Below are 23,275 nucleotides of genomic sequence, written 5' to 3'. Positions count from 1 at the left end.
ATGCATGCTTGATCTAAGCTAGATAATTCACATTATAGTCGATGTATATGATTAACGCATGAAAAAACCTGACCACAAAATGAATCTGTAATCAGGCACGTTATAATCAATCTTTTATTTCATCTTCAATAAACGCTTTTGCATCCAGATAGCGGCTTGCATGCCATCTCCCATTGCGATGCTGACCTGTTCGGAATGCACTGTTACATCTCCCGCTGCCCAGACGCCCTCGACGCTTGTTTCCTTTGTACGGGGATTATTTTCGATGTGCTTGTTTTTGTGGAGTTCCACACCCAATGAATCAGCCAGCATACTGTTCACTCGATTTTTACCGAAGGCGACAAAAGCTTTTTCTGCCCACAGCTTCTCGCCATTTACCATGAATCCTTCTAATTTATCCTCTTCGTCTAATACGACTTCCTCGATTGGCTGGTCGTAATATTCGATTGAGTGCTTTTTCAATTCCTCAAATGTTTCTTCAGAAACGGGCTCCTGCTCGTGGTTAACGAAAACAATATCGTTTGACCAGTAAGCAAGCATAATGGCTAAATGAGCTCCCGCTTCTCCTGTACCAGCAACAACAGTCCTCTTTCCGCTGATTTCATAGCCATCGCAATCAGGGCACACGTACACATCCGTACCTAGCAGCGGATAAAGCTCTTTAATTGGTATCCGATCCGTTATTCCTGTTGAGAACAGCAGAAGTTTTGCATCATGTGTATGGCCATCTGCTGTTTTGACTGTGAAACCATCCTTCCACTTCTCCACTTCCACTGCTTCCTGCTGTTCGATTTTAATACAGCCATACGAATCAATTTGTTTCCGGCCCAGCTCCAGTAAATGATTCCCTGATACCCCATCTGGCCAGCCAATCAAATTATGATAGCTTTTGCACCAATGCGATCTGCCGTCATTTCGCTTATCCAAAACTAGTACTTCCCGCTTGTATCTGCCAAACTGAATAGCTGCTTGAATTCCTGCAATTCCGCCGCCAATAATAATTACATCATACATTCATTTGCCTCCTAAAATTTATAGCAATGTTTCTGCACCGTCCGCATAAAGAACACTCCCTGACATATGCCCCGAAGCATCGGATGCTAAAAAGCAGACAATAGAAGCTACATCCTCCGGCTTTCCAGGCTCCCCTTTCAAAGGATGCTGGCCTTTAGGAAAGATTTTGGGGATCGTGACTTCGGCCAGATGCTCCTCATCCTTCTTTGTCCGTTTTTCAATATTCGTTTCGATTCCACCTGGGCAGATGACATTTACTCGGATACGATAAGCTGATAATTCCAATGCAGCCATTTTGCCGAAAGCAGTTTCTGCTGCTTTTGAGGCACTATACGCACTCATCCCGAAACCAGAGAACGTTCGATTGCCATTAATAGAACTGGTAATGATAATACTCCCGCCATTGCTTTTCATATAAGGAATGGCGAACCTTACTGTCAGAAAAGTACCTTTCGCATTTGTTCCGAGCGTTTGATCCCATTCTTCCTCAGGCAAATGTTCAATAGGAGAAAGCGTGCCATTGATGCCCGCATTAGCAAAGACGATGTCCAGCTGTCCGTACTTTTCAAGCACTTGCTTGTACGCCTGCTGCAGCTGCGCGCTATCTGCTATGTCGACTTTAGCTGTTATCGCCACACCTCCAGCCGACTTGATTTCGGCTGCTGTTTTCTCTACAGCAGATGCGTCCATATCAAAGAGTCCTACCCGAACACCATTTTCAGCGAGCATAATTGCAGCTGCCTTTCCGATACCAGATCCAGCGCCAGTCACAACTGCTACTTTCCCACCCAATGATCCATCCATCCCTAACCCACTCCTTCATCTATCTACTAGTTATTTCCTTACTAATCCAGAAGTAAAACCCCGTTCAATTAAAAAAGAGTATCCATGTCGGATACTCTTCCATAGTCAGTCCTAGCTTTCCAGCGCCAAACGAATATGAGCTAAATGATGTTTGCCATGCCAAGCATAAATTCCGATATTCTCCTTCAAGCTCACTTCACCTGATTCTGGATGCTGGAATGTCCGCTCCAGCTGTTCAGCAGTTAGCGAGCGCAGCAGAACAACCCATTTACGATGGATGGATGCGAGCAGATCCAAAGCAGATTGAGGAGGCATAGCATAATCTGGCAGCTTGGCCCATTCTGCTTCTTCGTATGGCTTAATGATTGGATTTTCTTCTGTCAAAGCCAATTTGAAACGGATGAAGGAGTTCAGATGACTGTCAGCTACATGATGTACAAGCTGTTTAATATTCCAGCTTCCTTCCCGATATGTATGCAAAAGTTCAGCCTCTGACAATCCATTCACTAGCGACGTCATCTGCTCTGGCAGCTGATTTATTTCTTCTATCCACTGCTTAATTTGCTCCTCAACTATAGGCCCTACCTGTTGAAACTGACCGATAGGATATTTTCTGTCCATCAAATCCCTCCTCACTTAATTTAGATAATCTTACCATATAAAAAGAGCCTGCACCCACTGGGCACAGGCTTTTTATCAGGATACTTGTGAAGCAGCGTTTGCTTCTGTAATCCGGGCTTCTGTTTCTTTATCGAAGAAATGTACTTGTTCCATGTCGAACAATAGCGTGCGCTTATCCTTGCCCTTGATATCCGAACGAGCATCAACACGAGCAACGAATTCCTGGCCAGCCATATCCGCATAAAGGAAGCTTTCAGCACCCATCAATTCAACCACATCAATTGTTGCTTCCACTTCATGAGCATGTGCCAGGTTCTCTTCATAATCAGCATCGTGGATATGCTCTGGTCTGATTCCCATCACAACCTCACCGTTACCGTAACCTGCCTCCTGCAGCATTTTACGTTTTGCAGGCGGAAGCTGGAATGTAACATCTCCGAGTTTTGCTTTGCCATCCTGGATCGTCACGTTGAGGAAGTTCATAGATGGAGAGCCGATGAAGCCGCCTACGAACATGTTATTTGGATTATCATAAACATCCTTCGGTGCACCTACCTGCTGGATGATGCCGTCTTTCATAACAACAAGTCGGCTTGCCATCGTCATCGCTTCAGTCTGATCATGTGTTACGTAAATAGTAGTTGTCTGCAAACGCTGGTGCAGCTTCTGGATTTCCGCACGCATCTGTACACGCAGCTTTGCATCCAAGTTGGAAAGCGGCTCATCCATGAGGAATACTTTCGCATCACGGACAATCGCACGTCCAAGTGCTACACGCTGACGCTGACCACCGGAAAGTGCTTTTGGCTTCCGGTTAAGATAATCTGTCAATCCAAGGATTCGGCTAGCTTCCTGTACGCGTTTGTCAATTTCATCTTTTTTAAATTTACGGAGCTTCAAACCAAAGGCCATGTTATTGTATACGTTCATATGCGGATAAAGCGCATAGTTTTGGAATACCATTGCAATATCCCGATCCTTTGGCGGGATATCGTTCATTTTTTCTCCGTCCATATAGAAGTCACCGCCTGAGATTTCCTCCAGACCAGCAATCATACGTAAAGTCGTTGATTTCCCGCAACCGGAGGGACCAACGAAAACGATAAATTCTTTGTCATCTATCTCTAAGTTGAAATCTTCAACTGCCATAACGTTCTTATCATAGACTTTCTGGATATTCTTCAACTGTATTTTAGCCAATGTAAGCGCCTCCTTTTATATATCTTTACTTTACCGTGTTTCGTCTTTTATTTCCATTTGTCACTTGCACAAAATGTAAGCGCTTTTATTGTGCGATATGCTAAGAAGCGCAGCATTAGCTACGCTTCATGTTTCCTTCTTCCAATAATAAGGTATCATCCAAATAAACTGTTGGAGATTTTACAACACAATCGATATGGACACCAGCAGCTACCACGCCTCCAAAGGTGTTGTTGCTACCGAAAGCAATATGAATCGTCCCGTATACTTTTTCATCCTCAAGAACGTTGCCAGTGATTCTGGCTTTGTCATTCGTTCCGACACCGAATTCCGCCACATTCCGTCCATCACCAGTTCCTAGCATTTGCAGGAGCATCTCTCCTTGTCGTCCCGTTGCAGCTGTCAAATGTCCTTCTTCTATCGTAAGGAGGATCGGTTCATCCAGCTTGCCTAAACCTGAGATCGAGCCATCGATCCATATACGCCCAGAAGCTGTACCTTCCAAAGGTGCGATGAATGCTTCACCAGAAGGCAGGTTTCCAGATTGCCCTTTTTTCCGGTAAATACCGGTACTAGGTACGCCGCTGCGGCCTTGGATAGAGAAGCTTAGCTCCTCACCGTCTTTTCTAATTGTTACTTGCTTTGATTGGCTTAATTTATCCGTTACTTCAAAGGTCATTTTTTCAACTGTATCGTAATCTGCACTTATTGCGCCTTCCAAAAACATATCATATGTAATACCAGGCATCGTAGCCACGCGAACTCCAGCGGCAACTGCATCTTTTTTTGCTTGTGCGTGCGTCAGGGAGTGCTCCGTAATACAAACTGCAACATCACAATGCTTCATTGCTTCTGCAACGCCGCTTGGCGGCTCCTGACCGGACTTCTCTCGATCCTGCATGACAAGCAGCAATGTTTCCGATCCGATTGATCTGCCAGCTGCATAAAGTGCTTCCGCCAATTCCTTCTTACTGTCATCTGTTACGATAAGCAATGTTTCTTCTTTTTTCAGTGCCAGACTGCTGCTTAATACATTCCTGCTATTCTCCACTAATTTACTTCCCATAGGGTATCCCTCCTGTTTCTTCCTATTATACACAAAGAAACCGACTGCTTAAGCAGACGGTTTCTGATTCAGATGAATAGAAGCAAACTGACAGCCATAACCATCATGCCGCTGATCAATCCATAAATGGAGGTATGACCTTCATCGTATTTCTTAGCAGCTGGCAGCAGACCATCAAGTGAGATAAAGACCATGATTCCTGCCACAGCAGCAAAGATAACTCCGAACATAATATCGTTCAAAAACGGCATCAGAACAAGGTAAGCAAGAACCGCACCTACTGGTTCCGACAGACCTGATAAGAATGAAAGACCAAAAGCCTTCTTCTTATTACCTGTCGCAAAGTATACTGGCACTGCAACAGCAATCCCCTCCGGAATATTGTGGATAGCGATAGCAATGGCAATAGCTATCCCAAGTGAAGGGTCCTGCAGGGCAGAAGTGAAGGTGGCAATACCTTCCGGGAAGTTATGGATAGCGATAGCCAATGCAGTGAAAGTACCCATTTTTAGCAAGGCCTGATTCTGTGCCGGATTATCCATCTCTTCGACTTTCTTGCCTTCATGCGGGTTTGATTGCTTTGGTATCAATTTATCAATTAGTGCAATGAGGAGCATTCCGCCGAAAAATCCTCCTACAGTAGCCCAGTTACCTGCCTGGATACCCATTGCACCGGTCAAGGCGTCTTTGGCCTTGATGAAGATTTCGACCATCGAGACATAAATCATCACCCCGGCTGAAAACCCTAAACTGAGTGATAAGAATTTTGTATTTGTTGTAGAAGTGAAGAATCCCATTAGACTGCCTATACCTGTTGCAAGGCCCGCCATCAAGGTCAAACCCAAGGCTAGTAATACGTTTTCGTCCATCATTGCCCTCCTTGTTCTGCTCGCAATCTATTTTCTCTTATTATGCACTATAACAATAAAGTTTCCTAGTAGAAACTTTCAAGCATTAAAGAGCCCTTTCCTTCCATACTATATGGCAGTAACTTGCCTAAGTTTCCAAGAAAAAAAGCTAGCATCGATTGCCAGCTCAGTTTATTCCAAAGCCTCAACGAACTCCATGTTGACCAGCTCTTCGTATTTGTAATCTCCCTTGTATACACCTGTCTTCGTTACTACATCCATCGTCTTATCTGTTGCTTCCTCCGTTATATAACCATCCTTGCTCCAAAGCTCATCAGCATATGCTCGATCCAGTGAGGCTTGCAGGCTTGCTTCCTCTGTTGTAGGGAATTCCTTCTTCAATACCCGCATCGCCAGCTCTTCATCTTCATCTACTGCTTTCAAAGCCTTCGTAATAGCCTCTACAAATTTCTGAACAGTTTCAGGATCTTCGTCTATAGTGGATTGCTTTACACTAATGACGCTATACGGGTAATCTCCTAAACTAGGAAATCCGTAAAAAGGTTCCTTCCATACACCTTTTTCAATACCATCGTATATTTGAGGTTCAGCTCCATTAGCAATATCCGCCTGGCCGTTTTCTACCAATGATACAACTGCACTTGCATCGGCAGGCTCCTCAAGTAAAACGTCTTTACCTGGCTCCATGCCAAGTTCCATGATCAAATAACGCGTCAGCAGGTTCGGACTGCCGCCGTAACGACCAGCAGCAATCGTTTTTCCTTCCAGGTAAGCTGCCAATTCTTCCTCTGATGCTCCTGCAGGAGGTGTATCTCCGTCTGCCATCAAGTAGACATTGGCACGGTTAACAACGTTGACAACAGATACGATTGGGTCATTAGAGTCGATATTAGCAAGGGCATTAGAATCCGGACCGGCAATATTACCCCAGGCATCTCCGCTTACAACAGTTGTTACATGCGCTCCGCCAGTTGCAGTTACAACTTCTACATCCAGTCCTTCTTCCTCAAAATAGCCTTCATGGATCGCTGCATACAGCGGCAGATAACCAGTTAAATGTACCGGCTCTGCAATTGTTATTTTCTTCAGCTTCTCGCCCTCATCGCCACCTGTACATCCAGCCAGGATACCAAGCAAAACTGCCAAACAAATCACACCAAACAACCGCGCTTTTCTCATTGGACACCTCCTATTGTTTCGGTTCTTGACCGCGAAGCAATAATTTTTCCAAACTTACTGTCCCTGCGTACATGAGCATAGACAATAGAGATAATACAACGACACCTACCCAAACAAGGTCGATATCCAAAATCTGTCCTGCATAAAGGATCATCCTGCCAATTCCTTGACGGGAACTGATGAATTCTCCGACAATTGTACCCGCTAGTGCCAATGCGATATTGATTCGCAGACTGCTGACAATCCAAGGCATCGTTGTCGGGACAACTACTTTTGTAAATACATGTCTGCGTTTTGCGCCTAAGGAATAGAGCAGCTTTTCCAGATCTTTATCAATTGCTTTAATACCGCTATGAGCAGCCAGTGCAGTAACGATGACAGTCATCAGGAATGCAAGCATCACTTTGGAAAAGAATCCGATGCCGAACAGAATGACAATGACCGGACCAAGCGCAAGCTTCGGAATGGCATTAAACGCAATTAAATATGGCTCCGATATTCTGGAATAGTAAGCAGACCACCAAAAAGACAGACCGATTAAGGAACCAAATAATGTTCCAGCTGCAAAGCCAGCCAGCGTGGCAAGCGAGGTATAGACCAAATCATCCCAAAGCGTTCCTTCCAAAAATGCGACCTTGGCAGTTTCATAGATTGTGCTTGGACTGCTCCAATAATAAGGATCCATCACTTCGAATCTTGTCAGAACCTCCCATAGTACAATCACCAGTATCCCCAGACCAATCTGACCGCCAAACACGATCCGCTTCATTCGCTGCTGGCGTTTCTTCTCATCCTCGATGTAGCGTTTCTTTTCAGGTTGTGCCATTGTCTTTCGGTTCCTCTCTAAGCAAATCCAGCAATGTTTGCTTTAATGATATGAAATTGTCCGACAGCAATGTCTCTTCCCTGCGCGGCCGCTCCAATTCCACATGAATCTTTGCCTTCAGCTTGCCGGGACGATGGGAAAGAACATATATATCATCTGATAAGTAAATAGCTTCATCTATATCGTGAGTGATGAATAAAATAGTCTTCTGAAAGTCCTCCCAAATACGGAGCAGCCACCCTTGCATCTGCAATCTTGTTTGTGCATCCAGTGCACCGAATGGTTCATCGAGCAGAATGACGTCCTGGTCATACAGCAGCGTTCGTAATAATGCCGCCCGCTGCCTCATACCGCCTGATAACTCTGGCGGATAATTGTTTTCAAAGCCCTGCAAACCATATCTTTCTAGTAATGGCTGTGCTCTCTTTCTTGCTTCCCGTTTCGAAACACCCCTGATTTCCAAGCCAAGTATCACATTATCCAAGATTGTCCGCCATGGCAGCAGCAGATCCTTTTGAAGCATATAACCGACATAACCACTCTTGCCGACAATATTCTGTCCATCTAAAAGGATTTTTCCAGTGGTTGGTTTGATAAGCCCGGCAATCATATTAAAGAGTGTCGACTTGCCGCAGCCACTGGGGCCAATAATACTGACAAAGCGTCCAACAGGGATTTGCATTGTTGTTTCCTGCAATGCAACAACTTCCTGTCCGTCGCGTCTGAATATCTTGCTAGCATCTACGACTTTTAATTTATACATTGCGCCACTCCTGTCATTTCTATAGACCCATCATACGCAGGAGTGTGCTAAATGATTACAAATTCAAAGCATGTCCAGCACAATTTTCCTTATTTCCGCAAAAAGCACAAAAAAACAGCCTGCACAGTCAGATATGCCACGCAACATATCACCTGTACAAGCTGTAAGACAAGCCGAACAATGCATTCTGCTTGCAAATGAGAGGGATTAACCGAGAACATGACGAATGTTGCCTATTGGTTACAGTTCGTTTGTTACCCGAAAATCTTACCCTTACTTTAGCATAGGGAATAAAGGATAACAGCAAACTTGTAAGAAAATATGACGCCCTTTTTACAAAAACAGCCAGTACGTAAATGCACTGGCTGTTCTGTCATAATACTTTACTTAAGAAAGCTTTTGTCCGTTCTTCCTTCGGATTATTGAAAATCTCCTCCGGTTTCGCTTCCTCTACGATATAACCGCCATCCATGAACAGAACTCGATCACCAACTTCTCGCGCAAAGCCCATTTCATGCGTTACAACGATCATTGTCATACCTTCATTCGCAAGCTGCTTCATAACCTCAAGCACCTCTCCGACCATTTCCGGATCAAGTGCAGATGTTGGTTCATCAAACAGCATCACCTTCGGCTCCATGCATAAGGCCCGCGCAATAGCCACACGCTGCTTTTGTCCTCCGGAAAGAGATTCCGGATATACGCCTGCTTTGTCTTCTAATCCGACTTTGCGAAGCAATGATAATGCTTTTTCTTCCGCATCCTTCTTTTTCCACTTGCGTACGACCATTGGAGAAAGCATGATATTTTCCAGTACTGTCTTATGAGGGAACAGATTGAACTGTTGGAATACCATCCCAACATCTGTACGTACTTTATTGATGTTCACTTTTCTCTGAGAGATATCTGTTCCTTCTATATAAACATGACCACCCGTAATATCCTCGATTCGGTTGAGACAACGAATGAAAGTGGACTTCCCGGAACCAGAAGGGCCGATAACGACGACTACTTCTTTTTCCTCTATTTCGACGTTAATGTCCCGCAGTACCTCGAGATCGCCGAACGACTTTTTTAGGTTTTTTACGCTGATCATCTGTCGCATACTTCCTTTCTAAAAAGCTCTGTACATATGATAATACTAAACAAACGACGAAATATAAAACGGCAACCGCCAAATACGGCTCCCACACTCTTGAATACGCTCCAACTGCTACTCTTCCCCAGTAGAACAGTTCCGGTGCAGCAATGACAGCTCCAAGCGAAGAATCCTTCACCAACACAATAAATTCGTTGCCAAGCGGTGGAATCATCCGTTTGAACGCCTGCGGCAGCACGACATGCCGCAGCACTTGTGCATGGTTCATACCAAGACTGTACGCAGCTTCCCGCTGCCCTTTATCGATGGAATTGATACCAGCACGGAAGATTTCTGCAATATAAGCTGCAGAATTCAATGCCAATGCAACAATCAATGATATAAGCGGCTCCGGCGGCTTAATGAAAATCGGCATGACCGCAAAGTGGATCAAAAAGATCTGTACTAACAGCGGAGTACCTCTAAAGATATTCACATACCAAATGAACGGCAGACGAAGTATCGGGTTGGACAAGCTTTTACCCATTCCGATTACTAATCCAATTAAAGCTCCAACAATGAATCCAATCAAAGACGCCAGAATTGTATATCCGAGACCTCTCATAAAGAAAGGTAAATATTCACTAATGATTTCCCATCTAAAATCCATTTCTCTCACCTCAGTATAGCTGATAAATCAAAACGTAAATATAGCGTAACGGTTATTGTCGTTACGCTATATGATTCTTCTTATGGCTGTGCGCTTTCGAGTGCTTCGATATCCGGAGTGCCTTCAAACCACTCTTGATAGATTTCCTCATACGTGCCGTTCTCCATAATCGCTTGGATGGCTTCATCTATTTTTTCTTTATGCTCGCTGTCTTTCGGAAGCAGCATTCCGTAATATTCCTGTTCAAAATTATCTTCATCTTCAATTAAAGTTAGGTTAGCATCAGGATTATTTTTCACATAATGCTGAGCTACTGCGATATCTGTCACTACAGCCTCTACGTCACCATTTTGCAAAGCCATCATAGTTGCTGCTGATGAATCGTACTTAGAAAGATCACTGCTGTTCTCCCCAACAAGTTTTTGTGCCGCTTCATCACCAGTCGTTCCGTTCTGTACGCCGATTCTCATTCCTTTGATATCCTCACCTGATTGGATATCCGTTCCTTCCGGTACAGCGATAACCTGTGTTGCTTCGAAATAAGGAGAGGAGAAATCATATGTTTCTTTTCTTTCATCCGTTATTGTGATGCCAGCCATTCCGCCTTGCAACGTTTCATCATCTACTCCGACAAGCATTGGATCCCAGCCAGTGTTTTGGAATTCATAATCTATTCCTGCTTCTTTCATAATCGCGTCTAGCAGATCTGCATCAAATCCAACAATCTTATCACCTTCCATGGATTCGAAAGGAGCGAAGGTGGCCTCTGTTCCGATAGTAAGCTTTTCCCCTTCACCAGAACCGCTTGATTCGTTATTAGATATACATGCACTTAAGAATAAAACACTAACAAGTCCAGCTGCTGCCATGAGCTTTTTTACCGATTTCATAGTTGATCTCCCTTTTCTATCTATATTGTAAACTTGCAATAAAATCTATATTTATTCATTCCGGTGCATTTATTTTACATAACATCTTATGCCTTGTAAATATAAAAATAGAACAAATCGTTACTTTTCGACTATTTACGCAGTTTAAATTGTCAGTATATTGCGATTTTGTGTTACAGTACACGTATACTACAGGAAAGCAGGGGAATATATGACATCAACCAGCAAGGTATTCACAAAGGAGTTCGAGCAGCTTCTGGATCTGCAGCAAGTACGTGACGCACTATATTTTCTAAAACAAGATAACGAGCAGACAACAAAGGATCAGATAGAAGTGACGGAAGTAGAGGCGCCTCCATTTAACGAAGAAAACCGCGCAGCTTTTTTCAAAGAAAAACTGGCGGCATTTGGCTTAGATGACTTGAAGACGGATGAAGAAGGAAATGTATATGGCATACGAAAAGGCAGCGGCAGCGGACCCACGGTTGTTATTGCAGCTCATTTGGATACAGTCTTCCCTGCTGGTACAAATGTGAAAGCAAAAGTCGAGGATGGAATCGTCTACGCTCCTGGAATTGGTGATGATGGTCGCGGCTTAGCAGTTTTACTTACTTTGTTGCGTACTTTGGAAAAAAATAAAATCGAAACAGAGGGAGATATCGTCTTCCTCGCTGATGTTGGCGAAGAAGGTCTAGGCGATTTACGCGGTATGAAAGCATATTTCCGGGACAATACATATGTGGATGGATTCATCTCTGTAGAGCCAGGTGCGCCTGGCGACTTGATTTATTGCGGTGTCGGCAGCAAACGCTATAATGTAACCTTTAAAGGAAAAGGCGGACATAGCTTTGGTGACTTCGGCACATCAAGCGCCATCCATGCAGCTGGACGCGCTATAGCTGCGTTAGCAGATCTGACCGTTCCTGAAGATCCGAAGACAACATACAACGTCGGCACGATTCATGGTGGTACTTCCATCAATACTATTGCCCAACATGCAGGATTCCAGCTGGATTTACGCTCTGTTTCCAGCGAAGCTCTTGCAGAGTTGGAGGCTAATGCACTTGCAATGATTGAAGAAGCAGCACAGGTTGAAGGTGAAGCACGACAACAGCCGGGCAGCATTTCAGTTACGACAGAGCTGGTCGGAGACAGACCTGCCGGCAGCCAGCCGAAAGATGCCCCGATTCGTCATATTGCACTGCAAGCGGCCGAAGTTCTTGGAATTGAGGTTGAACGGGAAGAACCACTTAGTACCGATGCAAATGTACCGATCAGTCTGGGTATTCCTGCCCTCACACTCGGAGGTGGCGGTAACAGCGGTGGACACCATACGCTGGAGGAGTTCTTCGATCCGACTGATGCTTTTTACGGGCCACAGCGAATTCTGCTTGCCCTGCTTGGAATGGTTGGCGTTAAGGATGGCGCCGCACCACTGCTTCCTATCCGAAACTAAAAATGAGCAAGAGCCTGTACTGGCTCTTGCTCATTTTTTCAATTATGCGGAGGATATTCGTATTGAATATCGTCCCATTTACGTGAATACTTAACGCTCAAGTCTACCCCTTCAAAATACCATGCATCTGAGCGTTCGACGAAGAATGTGATACCTTGTACTTCCTCGCTTGTAATTGGATCATTTGGCTGTTCCGCGGAAATGCCAAGTGAAAACCCTTCTATAATGCCGCCCATCCCGCCATAGCGAACATAAAAACGCACAGCACTGCCAGGTTCAAGGTCCATTTCTTGAACAAACCAGTTTGATGCGGGCTTTGTAATGGAGATCTGCATAATTTCACCCCTTCTATACAACTATAACAAATAGTGACAAAGTGTACCTCATTCGACAAAAATCAAATGAAAACATTGATAATTATTAATAAAAAGTTTACAATCTCTAGAGGATAGTTTACAAAAAATTATCATTATATGTTCCCAGGAACAACCCTATTCAAACACCATTCGGAGGTTTTGTAATGTTCAAGAAGAAACAAGACAAATTCTCTTTGCTTTTAGCCGATATAGCAAAGAATATTGATGAGACTGCTGACTTTTTTGTTACGTATAAAGTAAAAGATGCAGCGAGTTTATCTGAGTTCTCCAATAAATTGAAGGAATATGAGACAAAAGGTGATCAGCTTGTACATACGATCATCAAGGAATTGAACCATGCCTTCATCACGCCGATCGAACGCGAAGACATCCTTCAGCTGACGAACAGCTTAGACGATGTTCTTGATGGAATAGAAGAATTCTCAGGAATGATGGATACATATGGTATTTATTCTTCCGATAGCTTCATCGACCAATTTACAGAAGAAATCCGTTCCTGCGCAAAGGAAATTTTGATTACAATCGATTTGCTTTCTCACAACAAACTAAAAGAAATCCAGGAGCATGCAATCAAAATCAAGGAGCACGAGCAGAACTGTGACACGATCTTCCGCAAATCCTTGAAACAGCTCTTCCAGAACGAAAAAGATCCAATCAAGGTAATTCAGTACAAAGAGTTGTACTACATCCTGGAAGAAATTGCTGACAGCTGCCAGTCTGTTGCGAACAATCTTGAAACAATCATCATGAAGAATTCGTGAGGCGTAAACAACAATGGATGTTTTATTAGTATTAACTATTCTAACCGTCATTTTCGCTCTTGCATTCGACTTCATCAACGGATTTCATGATACTGCCAATGCCATCGCCACATCTGTTTCGACGAAAGCATTGAAACCAAGACATGCTATCATCATGGCTGCAGTCATGAACTTCGTTGGTGCTATGACCTTTACTGGAGTTGCTAAAACAATCACTAGTGATATCGCAAATCCCAACGACATTGTCAACGGCTCTGTCGTTATCCTAGCTGCCCTGATTGCAGGGATTGCATGGAACTTGATTACGTGGTACTACGGTATTCCGAGTAGTTCTTCACACGCTATCATTGGTTCTCTTGCAGGAGCAGTTATTGCATCAAGCGGATTTGCTATTCTTAATGTAGACGGATTCTTGAAGATCCTGCAAGCATTGATCATTTCTCCGATTTTGGCTTTTGTTGTAGGTTTTATTTTATATAACATCATTAAGCTGATTTTCCGAGAAAAGAACTTACCGAAAACAAATAAGAATTTCCGTCGCGTACAGATCTTGACTGCTGCACTGCAATCATTCACCCATGGTACGAATGATGCCCAAAAAGCAATGGGTATCATCACGATGGCGTTAATCACAGCAGGGCTGCACACAACATCTGATATCCCGTTCTGGGTACAGGCAGCCTGTGCAACTGCGATGGGTCTTGGAACTTCAATCGGTGGCTGGAAAATCATCAAAACTGTTGGCGGTAAAATCATGAAGATCCGTCCAGTGAACGGCGTTGCTGCCGATTTGACTGGAGCGTTCATCATTTTTGGTGCCACTTACATTCACTTACCGGTAAGTACAACGCACGTTATTTCTTCCTCCATCATGGGGGTTGGTGCAGCTCACCGACGTAAAGGTGTTAACTGGGGTACTGCTAAGCGTATGGTCATTACTTGGTTCATTACTCTACCGATCACAGCTTGTCTGGGTGGTCTGATTTATTACATCTTGAACATTTTCTTTTAATATAATGAAAAGCACGCTTGGATTAACCAAGCGTGCTTTTTTTAATCTTTTCGCAAGCGTCGTGCCAACACATTTCCAAATGTCTGCATTGCTTGTACAAGTATAATTAGGATGATGATAACGACATACATAACAACAGGCTCGAAACGCAAGTGCCCATACTGATATGCCAAATCTCCAAGACCACCAGCACCGACAAGTCCTGCCATTGCTGTAGCCCCAATTAAACCAATGGTTGCAATCGTCAGACCAAGAATCATTGTTGATCTGGCCTCTCTTATAATGACGCTCCAAATGATTTTAGTTGTGGAAATTCCCATCGATTCATAAGCCTCGATGACTCCTTTATTTACTTCAAGTAATGCTGATTCCATTAAACGTGCAATATAAGGCGCTGTATAGACAACGAGCGGAAGGATAACTCCTTCAACACCTATTGTAGTTCCGACCAAGGCTCTTGTCAGAGGCAAAAGCAAGAACAAGAGGATGATGAAAGGAATAGATCGGATAACGTTAATAATCGTATTCACGATGGAATAAAATATTCGGTTCTCTGCTTGGCCGCCTTTTCTTGTCATGACCAGCAAAATGCCTAACGGCAGCCCGATAACGATTGAAATAGCCAATGAAATATCCGTCATCAGCAGCGTCTGCCAAAACGCCTCGGTGATGTCAGTGCCCCATTCTGTCCAGAACTCTATCATGACGCCACCTCCTCAACCGTTACATGCTGCGACTCCAAGTACGAAATTGCCTTTTCCACTTCTGCCGGATCCCCTTGCAAATGGATAAGCAATTTACCAACGGAGCTAGCTTTCAGCTGATCGATTCCGCCTGCCAGTATACTTGGAACAACTTCAAATTTCTTCGTGATCGCTGCAAGAAATGGCTCATTCGAAGCTTCTCCAATAAACGTCAGTGAAACGAGACGCCCTGTAGCAGAAAGTCCTTTTTTCACACTGTCTGGAACTTGGAAATTCGCGTCATCAAAGACAAATTTCCGTGTCTGCGGATGCTGCGGTTTGGTGAAGACATCAATAACAGATCCTTCTTCCACCAGCTCACCATGATGCATAACACCAACACGATCACATATACGCTGTATGACATCCAGTTCATGTGTGATTAAAAAGATAGTGATGCCAAGCTCCTTATTCACTCGGAGCAGCAGTTCAAGAATGGATGACGTCGTATTCGGATCCAATGCACTTGTTGCTTCATCACTTAACAGCACTTCCGGTTCTTGGGCAAGTGCTCTTGCGATAGCTACCCGCTGCTTCTGACCTCCTGATAATTGGGCTGGATAGACATTTTTCTTTTCTTCCAGACCTACAATCTTCAGATACTTATCAACACGTTCCTTGATTTCATGCTTCGGCACTTTACTCAGCTTCAGTGGTCTAGCGACATTCTCGTATACTGTAGCTGTTGTCAGCAGATTAAAATGTTGGAATATCATTCCGATTTTACCTCTTGCTTTACGAAGCTGCCATTTCTTAAGCTTAGTAAGATCTACGCCGTCGATGAATACTTCGCCTTCTGTGGGACGCTCCAGTAAATTGGCACAGCGGATCAGGGTACTTTTCCCTGCTCCGCTGAATCCGATTACGCCATAGATTTCACCTTTATTGATTTTCAAGGAGACGTCTTTCAACGCCTCCACTTTCTTTTTACCAGTGGTAAAGGTCTTCGATACATTTTTCAGTTCAATCATACTGCTTCCCCCTTACCAGCTTGGAACGACAGATCCTTGGAATTCATCTTCCACAAACTGTTTAACTTCATCAGATTGGTAGATTTCTTGAATTTTCTTCACCACTTCATCGTCCGTGTTCGCTGATCTTACAACAAAGTAGTTGGACCATGGGTTGTTTTCTGATTCCTCTGCAAAGATAGCATCATCATTGATATTCAAGTCAGCGCCCATTGCAAAGTTCGTGTTGATTGCTGCTGCTGCTACTTCCGGAAGCTGAGCTGGCAGCTGAGAAGCATCCAATTCAACGATTTCCAGGTTCAGTGGATTTTCTACAACATCTTTAGCCGTTGCAGAGTTCTCTGCTTCTGGATCCACTTTCAATACTCCTGCTGTCTCAAACAATTTCAACGCACGATATTCGTTGGCAGGATCATTCGGTACAGCGATCTTGTCGCCTTCCTTCAATTCGGAAATATCCGAAATCTTATCAGTATAGATACCCATTGGGAACGTAAGTGTCTTAAATACTTCTTTTAGTTCATAACCTTGATTCTTTACTTGATCTTCTAGGAAAGGAAGTGTCTGATAGCTGTTCGCATCCAGGCTTCCATCATCTAACGCACTGTTTGGTGTATTGTAATCATTGAATGTTTTAATTTCTACATCAATACCTTCATCAGCTGCTAGTTCTTTCACTTTTTCCATTACTTGCTCATGTGGTCCACCGCTGACGCCGACTAATATTTTGTCATTTGCTAGTGCAGCAGATTTATCATTGCCGCAAGCCGCTAAGAATAATGCTAATAATCCGATAAGTCCAAAGCTTAAGATTTTTTTCATGTTGCTCTCCCCTTTTTTCTTCGCTGTCATCAACTACAATAAAAAAGCGCCTCTCTAGATTAAGAGAGGCGCATGGTATACGTATGCACTAATTCTCTTATCTCTCAGTACAGCTTTCGCCGTCTGCAGGAATTAGCACCTAGATCATCGATCTGGTTGCCGGGCTTCATAGGACCTGTTCCTCCGCCGCTCTTGATAAGAATTTCATTATACTTTTGTTGTTGATCTGTTTGTTACTTTACCTTCCAATCTAGTTATTGTCAATATAATTTTAAAATTTATAGAAAAATCAATCTGGTTTGCTCTTCACCCTGGCAGGGTAGCGAAGAGAAAAACGGAAAGTAGGTAGGCATTTGGCTACATTTGCAGTATGGTTCCGCAAAGATTTGCGGTTGCATGATCATACCGCTTTAAAACAAGCGATTGATCAAGCTACAGAGGACGACAGGATTCTACTTCTTTTCCATGTTAATCCGGATTTGAATGATAGTTTCTCCCCCCGCTATGATTACTATTATCATACATTGAAACAATTTGTAGACACATGCGTACAAAAAGAATTTCCCGTGCATTTTATTGCTGGAAAGACAGAATCTGCTTGGAATCAACTGATTGATACATGTAACGATTTGAAGCGAGTCTACTTCAATTATGACGAAGTTGGTTTTGGCCAAGAACGTGATGATCAAGTAATTCGCTATTTAAAAAAGAAAGATATTGATGTCTGCACATTCCTGGATCACCATATTCATCATGCTTCGGATATCCTGAAACAAGACAATAGCCCATACAAAGTATTTTCTGCTTATTTCAAGCAGTGGCAACAAGCTGAAAAACCTCAGATTCAAAAAGTCGATGAGGATAAATTGATGCAATATGTAATCGACCGGCGAGACGATTTTAAAAAAGGGCAAGCTGCTTATGAAGAACTTCTAGATAAGATGACGGATAAATGGCGCTATGCCGGTGAAAAACAAGGCTTAAGACGCGCTGAAAATTTCGTTGATAGAAGGATGAAAGAATATGATAAAAAAAGAGATATTCCTTCTGCAAAAGGTACAAGTATGCTTTCTCCTTATCTACGTACCGGCGCCTTATCATGCAGGACACTTTATCAAATGAGTCTGGAAAAGTTGCATAGCCATAAAGGTACAGCTGGCTATGAGACATTCATCCAGGAGTTGGCTTGGCGGGATTTCTATCACATGATCTATCATTTCTATCCCGAGACGAAGGATAAAGCCTTTCTCCCTAAATATCGAGATTTAGAATGGAATCAAGATAAAGCGATTCTGGAAAAATGGAAAAACGGTGAAACTGGATTTCCAATTGTTGATGCAGCCATGAAACAGGTTAGAAAGATTGGTTGGATGCACAATCGGCTTCGGATGATTACCGCATCCTTTTTAACGAAAGATCTGTTAATTGACTGGCGTGAGGGAGAGAAATACTTCTCAGAAATGCTTATTGATTATGATGAGGCATCGAATATCGGTGGTTGGCAATGGGCATCCTCGACAGGCACTGACGCAGTACCTTATTTTCGAATTTTCAACCCAGTAAGGCAATCCGAACGATTCGACCCAGATGGTGACTTTATTAAAAAATATCTACCGGAATTAAAAGATGTACCGAGTAATTTCATCCACACGCCGGAAAAGATGACCACAGAACAGCAGCAGCAATATAATTGTGTCATTGGCAAAGACTATCCAAAGCCTATCGTCGAGCACAAAACACAGCGAGAACGGGCGTTGGAATTATTCAAGCAATAATAAAAAGCCGGATGATAAACCATCCGGCTTTCCTGTGTACAAGGCCTCCCAACACATACGTACACACACCTTACTCTCTCTGTATACCAAAGCGGGCGTTGATTTGCCCTCGCAGCATTTGCTGGCGACTCTCTCGTTCCGCTTCTTTCCTCTTGTCTCTCAGCATCTGCTGACGAATTTCGAAGGTTTGCACACCCTCTTCCCTTTTGTTAGCGATCTCAATCAATTGCTCTACATCCGAAAAAGAGTACTTGCGATTTCCCTTCGCTGAACGTTCAGGAAAAATGAGCTTGCGTTCCTCGTAATAACGAATTTTTCGTTCAGTCAGACCAGTCAGTTCGCTCACAATGCCTATTGTGATAACTTTCCTGTTCTTGTAAGAAGGCTCGTTACTCATCTGTTCACCTCATCACCATGTGCTGTTACTACACATTATACCGTATTTATCCATTCATCCTAGTGTTGTGTGAGGAAACCTTACAAACAACAAAATAGTTCGTCAGCATCGTTAACATGTTTGATGCAATTTTTTTCGGCTATATGTATACTGATCGTAACAGCAAAAAGGGAACGCAGAAAGGAGCGTCAATCACGTGGCACTTGATCAGGAAGCCCTTGATTTAGCCAAACAGATTGTAGAACTCGACCTGAAGCGCGATGAGTGTTGGGAAGATCTTGCAGCACTTGCAGGAGACAGAGCATTCGAATTGCTTCGACTCGTTCAGAATAGATGACACGAAAAAGGAGACCTGTAAAAAGGTCTCCTTTTTTTATTTCACATAATTTGGATAATCCGTGATGATTCCGTCAACACCAGCTCGAATTAAGGGCTGTACTTCCCCAGGTGCTCGAATTGTCCAAGGCATAATCCGCATTCCACGGGAATGAATTCTGCCAACTAGCGTATCATCCTGTGTGACATTCGTAAAATGCGTATTTACATAGTCTGCATAAGTAGCTATTTTATCAAGTTTACGATTTGTGAGGTCTGCACTTCTTGACGTCAGTACACCAAGCGGAACATGCGGCAATAGCTGGGACAAATACGCAATTGATCCGAAATTGAAGGATTGCAGAATTACTTCCTCGTAAATTACATTAGCTAGTTCATATTTTTCCAGCAGCTCAGCTACAGCTTCCTCTATTCCATCGTAAAGTTCTGGTGACTTTAATTCGATAAGAAACTTTGTTTTCCCTTTATATCTTTTAATTACATCCTCTAACAACGGGATACGCTGACCTTCATACACAGAATCATATCCAGCGCCTACATCATAAGACTGCAAGGCGGTAAACGCGAGATCCTTCACATAAGCAGCTTCTTCGGGTGCATCGACAGCTGTACGATTGATCGACGTGTCATGTATGACGACAAGCTGTCCATCCTTTGTCATTTGCACATCCATCTCGATGAAATCTGCTTGCATCTCTACAGCCAAATCAAAAGCTGCGATTGTATTTTCAGGTGCAAATCCGGAAGCACCGCGATGAGCGATGACAGGCAGGATACAATTTTGAACGGATTGACTATCAAGCGACCTTGTAGTGACGGACTCGTACGATGGATTAATCTGATTCATCATTCGGATCATCTCCCTGTAGTTATCTGGATTGTAATCTTTGTACTATGAAAAGTACAAGAATTGGATGGTGATCTTTTTCATCTTCTTGTACTTTCAATATAGCGACCTTTTATTAAGCAGATGTTGAGCTGTTGTGTAGAATGATGCAGCTTATCTTAAGAACATGTAAACATGGAACAGAGCGGGATGTTTGCAATCTTGTAAGTTCGGGAATGCTATTTTTACAACACATTAAATCACATCACTTGTTTGGAGGTAGTTATTATGAGTTTCATCTTATATCTAATTGTCGGTGGTATTATCGGCTGGCTAGCAGGCTTGATTCTTGGACGTGACGTCCCAGGCGGCATCATTGGTAATATCATTGCAGGTATTGTCGGGGCATGGCTCGGCGGACTTATCTTTGGAGATTTCGGTCCAGATATCGCGGGTATGGCAATCATTCCAGCTTTAATCGGTGCCATTATCTTCGTCTTTGTATTAAGCCTTATCTTACGTAAAATGCGTAGAAAGTAATAGCACACAAAAGGGCTTGCAGGCAATATTGCCTGCAAGTCCTTTTTTTGTTTCGAGATTGTATGAGCTTTGTAAAATAAACAACCATTCTCCTTTGCTCTGTAAACGCTTTTTCACCTACACTTCACGTTAACTCAATTTTAACTCGCTATAGTATAGATGAATTCGCAGAAAGGAGCAGATTATGACACATGTAAGCTTGACTGGTTTGAAAAAATCATACGATGGCAAAAAAAATGTAATTGAGCAAGTTGATCTGCAACTGCAGCAAGGCGAGTTCTTCGTCCTTGTCGGGCCCTCAGGCTGCGGGAAAAGCACAATCCTCCGCATGATCGCTGGTCTGGAGCCGATAACTGACGGAGAATTGTTTGTGAATGGCAAGAGAATGAATGATGCACCACCGAATAAACGGGATTTATCTATGGTATTTCAAAATTATGCACTATATCCGCACTTGAATGTGGAACAAAATATCACCTTCGGCTTACATACAAAGAAAATTTCACGCGAGGAACAAAGACGCCGCTGCCAGGAAGCAGCCGACATGCTCGGCTTGGCTGATTACTTAAAACGAAAACCACGTGAATTATCAGGTGGCCAAAGACAGCGTGTTGCCCTCGCAAGAGCGATTGTGACACAGGCCCCTCTTTGCCTGATGGATGAACCATTATCGAATCTTGATGCGAAACTGCGAACCCGGATGCGCTCGGAAATCAGGCAGATACAGCGGAAGCTGGGAATTACAATGATTTATGTCACACACGATCAGACCGAAGCGATGACGATGGCTGACCGAATGATGATCCTTCATGAAGGCCAAGCCATGCAAATTGGCAAACCGCTTGATATCTACAATCATCCAGCCAACACATTTGTAGCATCATTTATCGGATCACCTGCCATGAATGTGATGGAAGCAGACGTTTCACCAAGCGGTATCGTTCTATCACCCCACTGCACTGTGCCTAACCCAATGAAGGGCAATGTGAAGGCAGCAAGCAAGAATGTTCAGGTCGGTATCAGGCCAGAGCATATCCTGTTTTCCGCTCCGGAGCAAGCAGATGCTGTAGTAGAGGTCGTTAATACTGAGGTACTTGGTACAGAGACGCTCATCACCTTTATCCTTGATAATGCTAAAGAGCAATGGATTGCCCGATGGAACGGTCAATGGCAATTCTCTGTCGGAGACCGGATACCAATCCGTTTCGACTCAGATGCTATCCACCTCTTTTCTAAAGAGAACGGAAGGATTCTATGGGCAGCCAATGACGGACAGCCAAACCAGACAGCCAGAGAGGTACTCAGATGAACGACGCCCGGGACCTGCAGCCTGTTCCATCTCAAAAAAGCCTCCCAAAGCGGAACTTATTCGCTTTCTTGGAGGGCTGGCTCTATTTGCTTCCTTCTATCATCCTGTTCGGCATGTTTGTTTTTTACCCAATGTTCCGAACCATATACTTGAGTTTCTTTCTAGCTGACCAAATGGGTCCATTCGAATTCGTCGGATTAGAAAACTACCAGTATATCCTAAGCTCAGACAGCTTTCAGAGCAGCGTTAAAGCTACCATTCTTTTTGTGCTATACACAGTACCTGCAGGTATCCTGCTTGCTCTCTTTCTGGCATTGCTTACAAATGAAAAAATTAAGGGAATTGGTATATTTCGTACGTTGTTTTCCTCAACAATGGGGATGAGCGTTGCGGCATCCAGTGTCATTTGGATGTTTATGTATAATCCTTCAATCGGCGTATTCAGCAGAATTGCCGAGTGGTTAGGCTTTCCGGCCATCCAATGGCTGCAAGATCCAGATTATGCTCTGCTTGCAGTATCTTTATCCACAGTGTGGATGAATGCAGGCTTCGCTTATCTGATCATACTTGGCGGATTACAGAATATCGATACCCACCTATACGAAAATGCAAAAGTAGCAGGCGTAAGTTATCTTTATCAGCTTCGTCGAATTACACTGCCAATGCTGTCCCCTACATTATTCTTTATCGTGACAGTATCGTTCATCAACGCTTTTCAGACATTCGGGCAAATTGACATCCTTACCAAGGGCGGACCGGTAGAATCAACGAATGTAATCGTCTATTCCATCTATAAGGATGCCTTCATCAATAATGATGTCGGGTCGGCGAGTGCACAGGCAGTCATACTATTCTTCTGTGTCCTGCTGCTGACAGCCTTGCAGTTTAAGCTTGGCGAAAGGAAGGTGCATTACCAGTGATTCTTGCAAAGCGGATCAGCCTTTATAGCGTTCTGGTGATCTGCGCGATC

General features: G+C 43.5%; 26 protein-coding genes and 1 riboswitch. Of the genes, 8 read left to right on the top strand and 18 right to left on the bottom strand.

Translation table 11 applies throughout. The features are described from left to right. Positions 1-114: 114 nt before the first annotated feature. The 12 genes from GZ22_RS13970 to GZ22_RS13915 form a co-directional block, all read right to left on the bottom strand. Complete coding sequence (locus GZ22_RS13970; protein ID WP_038563723.1) at positions 115-1,014, bottom strand: NAD(P)/FAD-dependent oxidoreductase; 900 nt, start codon at positions 1,012-1,014, stop codon at positions 115-117. 18 nt (positions 1,015-1,032) lie between these two features. Next, positions 1,033-1,818 carry an SDR family oxidoreductase gene (locus GZ22_RS13965; protein WP_038563721.1) on the bottom strand — a complete coding sequence of 262 codons (786 nt, stop codon included), beginning with the start codon at positions 1,816-1,818 and terminating at the stop codon, positions 1,033-1,035. A 111-nt stretch (positions 1,819-1,929) separates the two neighbouring features. Beyond that, the gene (locus tag GZ22_RS13960) at positions 1,930-2,442 is read right to left on the bottom strand and encodes a YfiT family bacillithiol transferase (RefSeq protein ID WP_038563718.1); all 513 of its coding nucleotides are present in this window, start codon (positions 2,440-2,442) and stop codon (positions 1,930-1,932) included. Positions 2,443-2,514: 72 nt separating this feature from the next. Further along, entirely contained in the window at positions 2,515-3,639 is a 1,125-nt protein-coding gene (locus GZ22_RS13955; protein ID WP_038563714.1) for an ABC transporter ATP-binding protein, read from the bottom strand. Positions 3,640-3,754: 115 nt separating this feature from the next. After that, positions 3,755-4,705, bottom strand: coding sequence for an aminopeptidase (locus tag GZ22_RS13950; protein ID WP_038563711.1), 951 nt, complete (start codon positions 4,703-4,705; stop codon positions 3,755-3,757). 68 nt (positions 4,706-4,773) lie between these two features. Next, positions 4,774-5,574, bottom strand: a complete 801-nt coding sequence (gene zupT, locus GZ22_RS13945; protein ID WP_038563708.1) for a zinc transporter ZupT — start codon at positions 5,572-5,574, stop codon at positions 4,774-4,776. Positions 5,575-5,745: 171 nt separating this feature from the next. Further along, positions 5,746-6,753, bottom strand: a complete 1,008-nt coding sequence (locus GZ22_RS13940) for an ABC transporter substrate-binding protein (protein WP_038563705.1) — start codon at positions 6,751-6,753, stop codon at positions 5,746-5,748. 10 nt (positions 6,754-6,763) lie between these two features. Beyond that, complete coding sequence (locus tag GZ22_RS13935) at positions 6,764-7,579, bottom strand: ABC transporter permease (protein ID WP_038563702.1); 816 nt, start codon at positions 7,577-7,579, stop codon at positions 6,764-6,766. Beyond that, complete coding sequence (locus GZ22_RS13930) at positions 7,566-8,342, bottom strand: ABC transporter ATP-binding protein (protein ID WP_038563699.1); 777 nt, start codon at positions 8,340-8,342, stop codon at positions 7,566-7,568. The genes GZ22_RS13935 and GZ22_RS13930 overlap by 14 nt, the downstream gene beginning before the upstream one ends. A gap of 373 nt (positions 8,343-8,715) precedes the next feature. Then, a complete protein-coding gene (locus tag GZ22_RS13925) occupies positions 8,716-9,438 on the bottom strand; it encodes an amino acid ABC transporter ATP-binding protein (RefSeq protein ID WP_038563697.1) in 723 nt (240 codons plus the stop codon). After that, positions 9,377-10,090, bottom strand: coding sequence for an amino acid ABC transporter permease (locus GZ22_RS13920; RefSeq protein WP_051748293.1), 714 nt, complete (start codon positions 10,088-10,090; stop codon positions 9,377-9,379). The genes GZ22_RS13925 and GZ22_RS13920 overlap by 62 nt, the downstream gene beginning before the upstream one ends. Before the next feature lie 80 nt (positions 10,091-10,170). Next, positions 10,171-10,980, bottom strand: a complete 810-nt coding sequence (locus GZ22_RS13915; protein ID WP_038563693.1) for a basic amino acid ABC transporter substrate-binding protein — start codon at positions 10,978-10,980, stop codon at positions 10,171-10,173. A 211-nt stretch (positions 10,981-11,191) separates the two neighbouring features. Between GZ22_RS13915 and GZ22_RS13910 the strand changes: the two genes are divergently transcribed. Next, a complete protein-coding gene (locus GZ22_RS13910) occupies positions 11,192-12,436 on the top strand; it encodes a M20/M25/M40 family metallo-hydrolase (RefSeq protein WP_038563690.1) in 1,245 nt (414 codons plus the stop codon). A gap of 38 nt (positions 12,437-12,474) precedes the next feature. Here GZ22_RS13910 and GZ22_RS13905 read toward each other — a convergent pair whose 3' ends face one another. Beyond that, entirely contained in the window at positions 12,475-12,771 is a 297-nt protein-coding gene (locus GZ22_RS13905) for a HesB/YadR/YfhF family protein (RefSeq protein WP_038563687.1), read from the bottom strand. A gap of 185 nt (positions 12,772-12,956) precedes the next feature. Between GZ22_RS13905 and GZ22_RS13900 the strand changes: the two genes are divergently transcribed. Beyond that, the gene (locus GZ22_RS13900; protein ID WP_038563684.1) at positions 12,957-13,574 is read left to right on the top strand and encodes a DUF47 domain-containing protein; all 618 of its coding nucleotides are present in this window, start codon (positions 12,957-12,959) and stop codon (positions 13,572-13,574) included. A 13-nt stretch (positions 13,575-13,587) separates the two neighbouring features. Beyond that, positions 13,588-14,586: an inorganic phosphate transporter gene (locus GZ22_RS13895; RefSeq protein ID WP_038563682.1), complete on the top strand. Its 999-nt coding sequence runs from the start codon at positions 13,588-13,590 to the stop codon at positions 14,584-14,586. Between the two features lie 41 nt (positions 14,587-14,627). On the opposite strand, the gene GZ22_RS13890 is transcribed toward GZ22_RS13895, so the two are convergent. The 3 genes from GZ22_RS13890 to GZ22_RS13880 are packed head-to-tail and all read right to left on the bottom strand — an operon-like array spanning position 14,628 to position 17,122. Beyond that, positions 14,628-15,290 carry a methionine ABC transporter permease gene (locus tag GZ22_RS13890; RefSeq protein ID WP_038563679.1) on the bottom strand — a complete coding sequence of 221 codons (663 nt, stop codon included), beginning with the start codon at positions 15,288-15,290 and terminating at the stop codon, positions 14,628-14,630. Continuing rightward, complete coding sequence (locus tag GZ22_RS13885; RefSeq protein ID WP_038563676.1) at positions 15,287-16,300, bottom strand: methionine ABC transporter ATP-binding protein; 1,014 nt, start codon at positions 16,298-16,300, stop codon at positions 15,287-15,289. The genes GZ22_RS13890 and GZ22_RS13885 overlap by 4 nt, the downstream gene beginning before the upstream one ends. A 12-nt stretch (positions 16,301-16,312) precedes the next feature. Next, positions 16,313-17,122, bottom strand: a complete 810-nt coding sequence (locus GZ22_RS13880) for a MetQ/NlpA family ABC transporter substrate-binding protein (RefSeq protein ID WP_038563673.1) — start codon at positions 17,120-17,122, stop codon at positions 16,313-16,315. Positions 17,123-17,216: 94 nt separating this feature from the next. Then, a riboswitch (SAM riboswitch) is annotated at positions 17,217-17,324 on the bottom strand. Between the two features lie 151 nt (positions 17,325-17,475). On the opposite strand from GZ22_RS13880, the gene GZ22_RS13875 reads away from it, so the two are divergent. After that, positions 17,476-18,897 carry a cryptochrome/photolyase family protein gene (locus tag GZ22_RS13875; protein ID WP_038563671.1) on the top strand — a complete coding sequence of 474 codons (1,422 nt, stop codon included), beginning with the start codon at positions 17,476-17,478 and terminating at the stop codon, positions 18,895-18,897. Between the two features lie 70 nt (positions 18,898-18,967). Here GZ22_RS13875 and GZ22_RS13870 read toward each other — a convergent pair whose 3' ends face one another. Further along, complete coding sequence (locus GZ22_RS13870) at positions 18,968-19,294, bottom strand: MerR family transcriptional regulator (protein ID WP_038563668.1); 327 nt, start codon at positions 19,292-19,294, stop codon at positions 18,968-18,970. Between the two features lie 196 nt (positions 19,295-19,490). Here GZ22_RS13870 and GZ22_RS18635 point away from each other — a divergent pair, with 196 nt between their 5' ends. Continuing rightward, positions 19,491-19,631 carry a hypothetical protein gene (locus GZ22_RS18635; RefSeq protein WP_164072087.1) on the top strand — a complete coding sequence of 47 codons (141 nt, stop codon included), beginning with the start codon at positions 19,491-19,493 and terminating at the stop codon, positions 19,629-19,631. Positions 19,632-19,667: 36 nt separating this feature from the next. Here the strand turns inward: GZ22_RS18635 and GZ22_RS13865 are convergent, their stop codons facing one another. Then, positions 19,668-20,480: a glycerophosphodiester phosphodiesterase gene (locus GZ22_RS13865; protein ID WP_051748291.1), complete on the bottom strand. Its 813-nt coding sequence runs from the start codon at positions 20,478-20,480 to the stop codon at positions 19,668-19,670. A gap of 264 nt (positions 20,481-20,744) precedes the next feature. Here GZ22_RS13865 and GZ22_RS13860 point away from each other — a divergent pair, with 264 nt between their 5' ends. From GZ22_RS13860 to GZ22_RS13850, 3 genes are all read left to right on the top strand, one after another. After that, positions 20,745-20,996, top strand: a complete 252-nt coding sequence (locus GZ22_RS13860) for a GlsB/YeaQ/YmgE family stress response membrane protein (RefSeq protein WP_038563665.1) — start codon at positions 20,745-20,747, stop codon at positions 20,994-20,996. 184 nt (positions 20,997-21,180) lie between these two features. Continuing rightward, positions 21,181-22,305 (top strand): ABC transporter ATP-binding protein, encoded by a 1,125-nt coding sequence (locus GZ22_RS13855; protein WP_038563662.1) that lies wholly within the window; start codon positions 21,181-21,183, stop codon positions 22,303-22,305. Then, positions 22,302-23,225 (top strand): carbohydrate ABC transporter permease, encoded by a 924-nt coding sequence (locus GZ22_RS13850; RefSeq protein WP_038563660.1) that lies wholly within the window; start codon positions 22,302-22,304, stop codon positions 23,223-23,225. Before GZ22_RS13855 ends, GZ22_RS13850 begins: the two co-directional genes overlap by 4 nt. Positions 23,226-23,275: the final 50 nt, after the last annotated feature.

It is taken from the genome of Terribacillus saccharophilus (genome assembly GCF_000725365.1).
Taxonomy (GTDB): domain Bacteria; phylum Bacillota; class Bacilli; order Bacillales; family Amphibacillaceae; genus Terribacillus; species Terribacillus saccharophilus.
The sequence above is the reverse complement of the archived record's forward strand: the minus strand, read 5'-3'. Positions and strand labels throughout refer to the sequence as shown.

What these genes read in the sequence shown, in the direction of transcription:
- GZ22_RS13940 (WP_038563705.1), bottom strand. Translation starts at nt 6,753, where the DNA reads ATGAGAAAAGCGCGGTTGTTTGGTGTGATTTGTTTGGCAGTTTTGCTT.
- GZ22_RS13880 (WP_038563673.1), bottom strand. Translation starts at nt 17,122, where the DNA reads ATGAAAAAAATCTTAAGCTTTGGACTTATCGGATTATTAGCATTATTC.
- GZ22_RS13905 (WP_038563687.1), bottom strand. Translation starts at nt 12,771, where the DNA reads ATGCAGATCTCCATTACAAAGCCCGCATCAAACTGGTTTGTTCAAGAA.
- GZ22_RS13970 (WP_038563723.1), bottom strand. Translation starts at nt 1,014, where the DNA reads ATGTATGATGTAATTATTATTGGCGGCGGAATTGCAGGAATTCAAGCA.
- GZ22_RS13925 (WP_038563697.1), bottom strand. Translation starts at nt 9,438, where the DNA reads ATGATCAGCGTAAAAAACCTAAAAAAGTCGTTCGGCGATCTCGAGGTA.
- GZ22_RS13865 (WP_051748291.1), bottom strand. Translation starts at nt 20,480, where the DNA reads ATGATGAATCAGATTAATCCATCGTACGAGTCCGTCACTACAAGGTCG.
- GZ22_RS13920 (WP_051748293.1), bottom strand. Translation starts at nt 10,090, where the DNA reads ATGGATTTTAGATGGGAAATCATTAGTGAATATTTACCTTTCTTTATG.
- GZ22_RS13900 (WP_038563684.1), top strand. Translation starts at nt 12,957, where the DNA reads ATGTTCAAGAAGAAACAAGACAAATTCTCTTTGCTTTTAGCCGATATA.
- GZ22_RS13895 (WP_038563682.1), top strand. Translation starts at nt 13,588, where the DNA reads ATGGATGTTTTATTAGTATTAACTATTCTAACCGTCATTTTCGCTCTT.
- GZ22_RS13950 (WP_038563711.1), bottom strand. Translation starts at nt 4,705, where the DNA reads ATGGGAAGTAAATTAGTGGAGAATAGCAGGAATGTATTAAGCAGCAGT.
- GZ22_RS13870 (WP_038563668.1), bottom strand. Translation starts at nt 19,294, where the DNA reads ATGAGTAACGAGCCTTCTTACAAGAACAGGAAAGTTATCACAATAGGC.
- GZ22_RS13850 (WP_038563660.1), top strand. Translation starts at nt 22,302, where the DNA reads ATGAACGACGCCCGGGACCTGCAGCCTGTTCCATCTCAAAAAAGCCTC.
- GZ22_RS13965 (WP_038563721.1), bottom strand. Translation starts at nt 1,818, where the DNA reads ATGGATGGATCATTGGGTGGGAAAGTAGCAGTTGTGACTGGCGCTGGA.
- GZ22_RS13885 (WP_038563676.1), bottom strand. Translation starts at nt 16,300, where the DNA reads ATGATTGAACTGAAAAATGTATCGAAGACCTTTACCACTGGTAAAAAG.
- GZ22_RS13855 (WP_038563662.1), top strand. Translation starts at nt 21,181, where the DNA reads ATGACACATGTAAGCTTGACTGGTTTGAAAAAATCATACGATGGCAAA.
- GZ22_RS13915 (WP_038563693.1), bottom strand. Translation starts at nt 10,980, where the DNA reads ATGAAATCGGTAAAAAAGCTCATGGCAGCAGCTGGACTTGTTAGTGTT.
- GZ22_RS13910 (WP_038563690.1), top strand. Translation starts at nt 11,192, where the DNA reads ATGACATCAACCAGCAAGGTATTCACAAAGGAGTTCGAGCAGCTTCTG.
- GZ22_RS13935 (WP_038563702.1), bottom strand. Translation starts at nt 7,579, where the DNA reads ATGGCACAACCTGAAAAGAAACGCTACATCGAGGATGAGAAGAAACGC.
- GZ22_RS13930 (WP_038563699.1), bottom strand. Translation starts at nt 8,342, where the DNA reads ATGTATAAATTAAAAGTCGTAGATGCTAGCAAGATATTCAGACGCGAC.
- GZ22_RS13860 (WP_038563665.1), top strand. Translation starts at nt 20,745, where the DNA reads ATGAGTTTCATCTTATATCTAATTGTCGGTGGTATTATCGGCTGGCTA.
- GZ22_RS13890 (WP_038563679.1), bottom strand. Translation starts at nt 15,290, where the DNA reads ATGATAGAGTTCTGGACAGAATGGGGCACTGACATCACCGAGGCGTTT.
- zupT (WP_038563708.1), bottom strand. Translation starts at nt 5,574, where the DNA reads ATGGACGAAAACGTATTACTAGCCTTGGGTTTGACCTTGATGGCGGGC.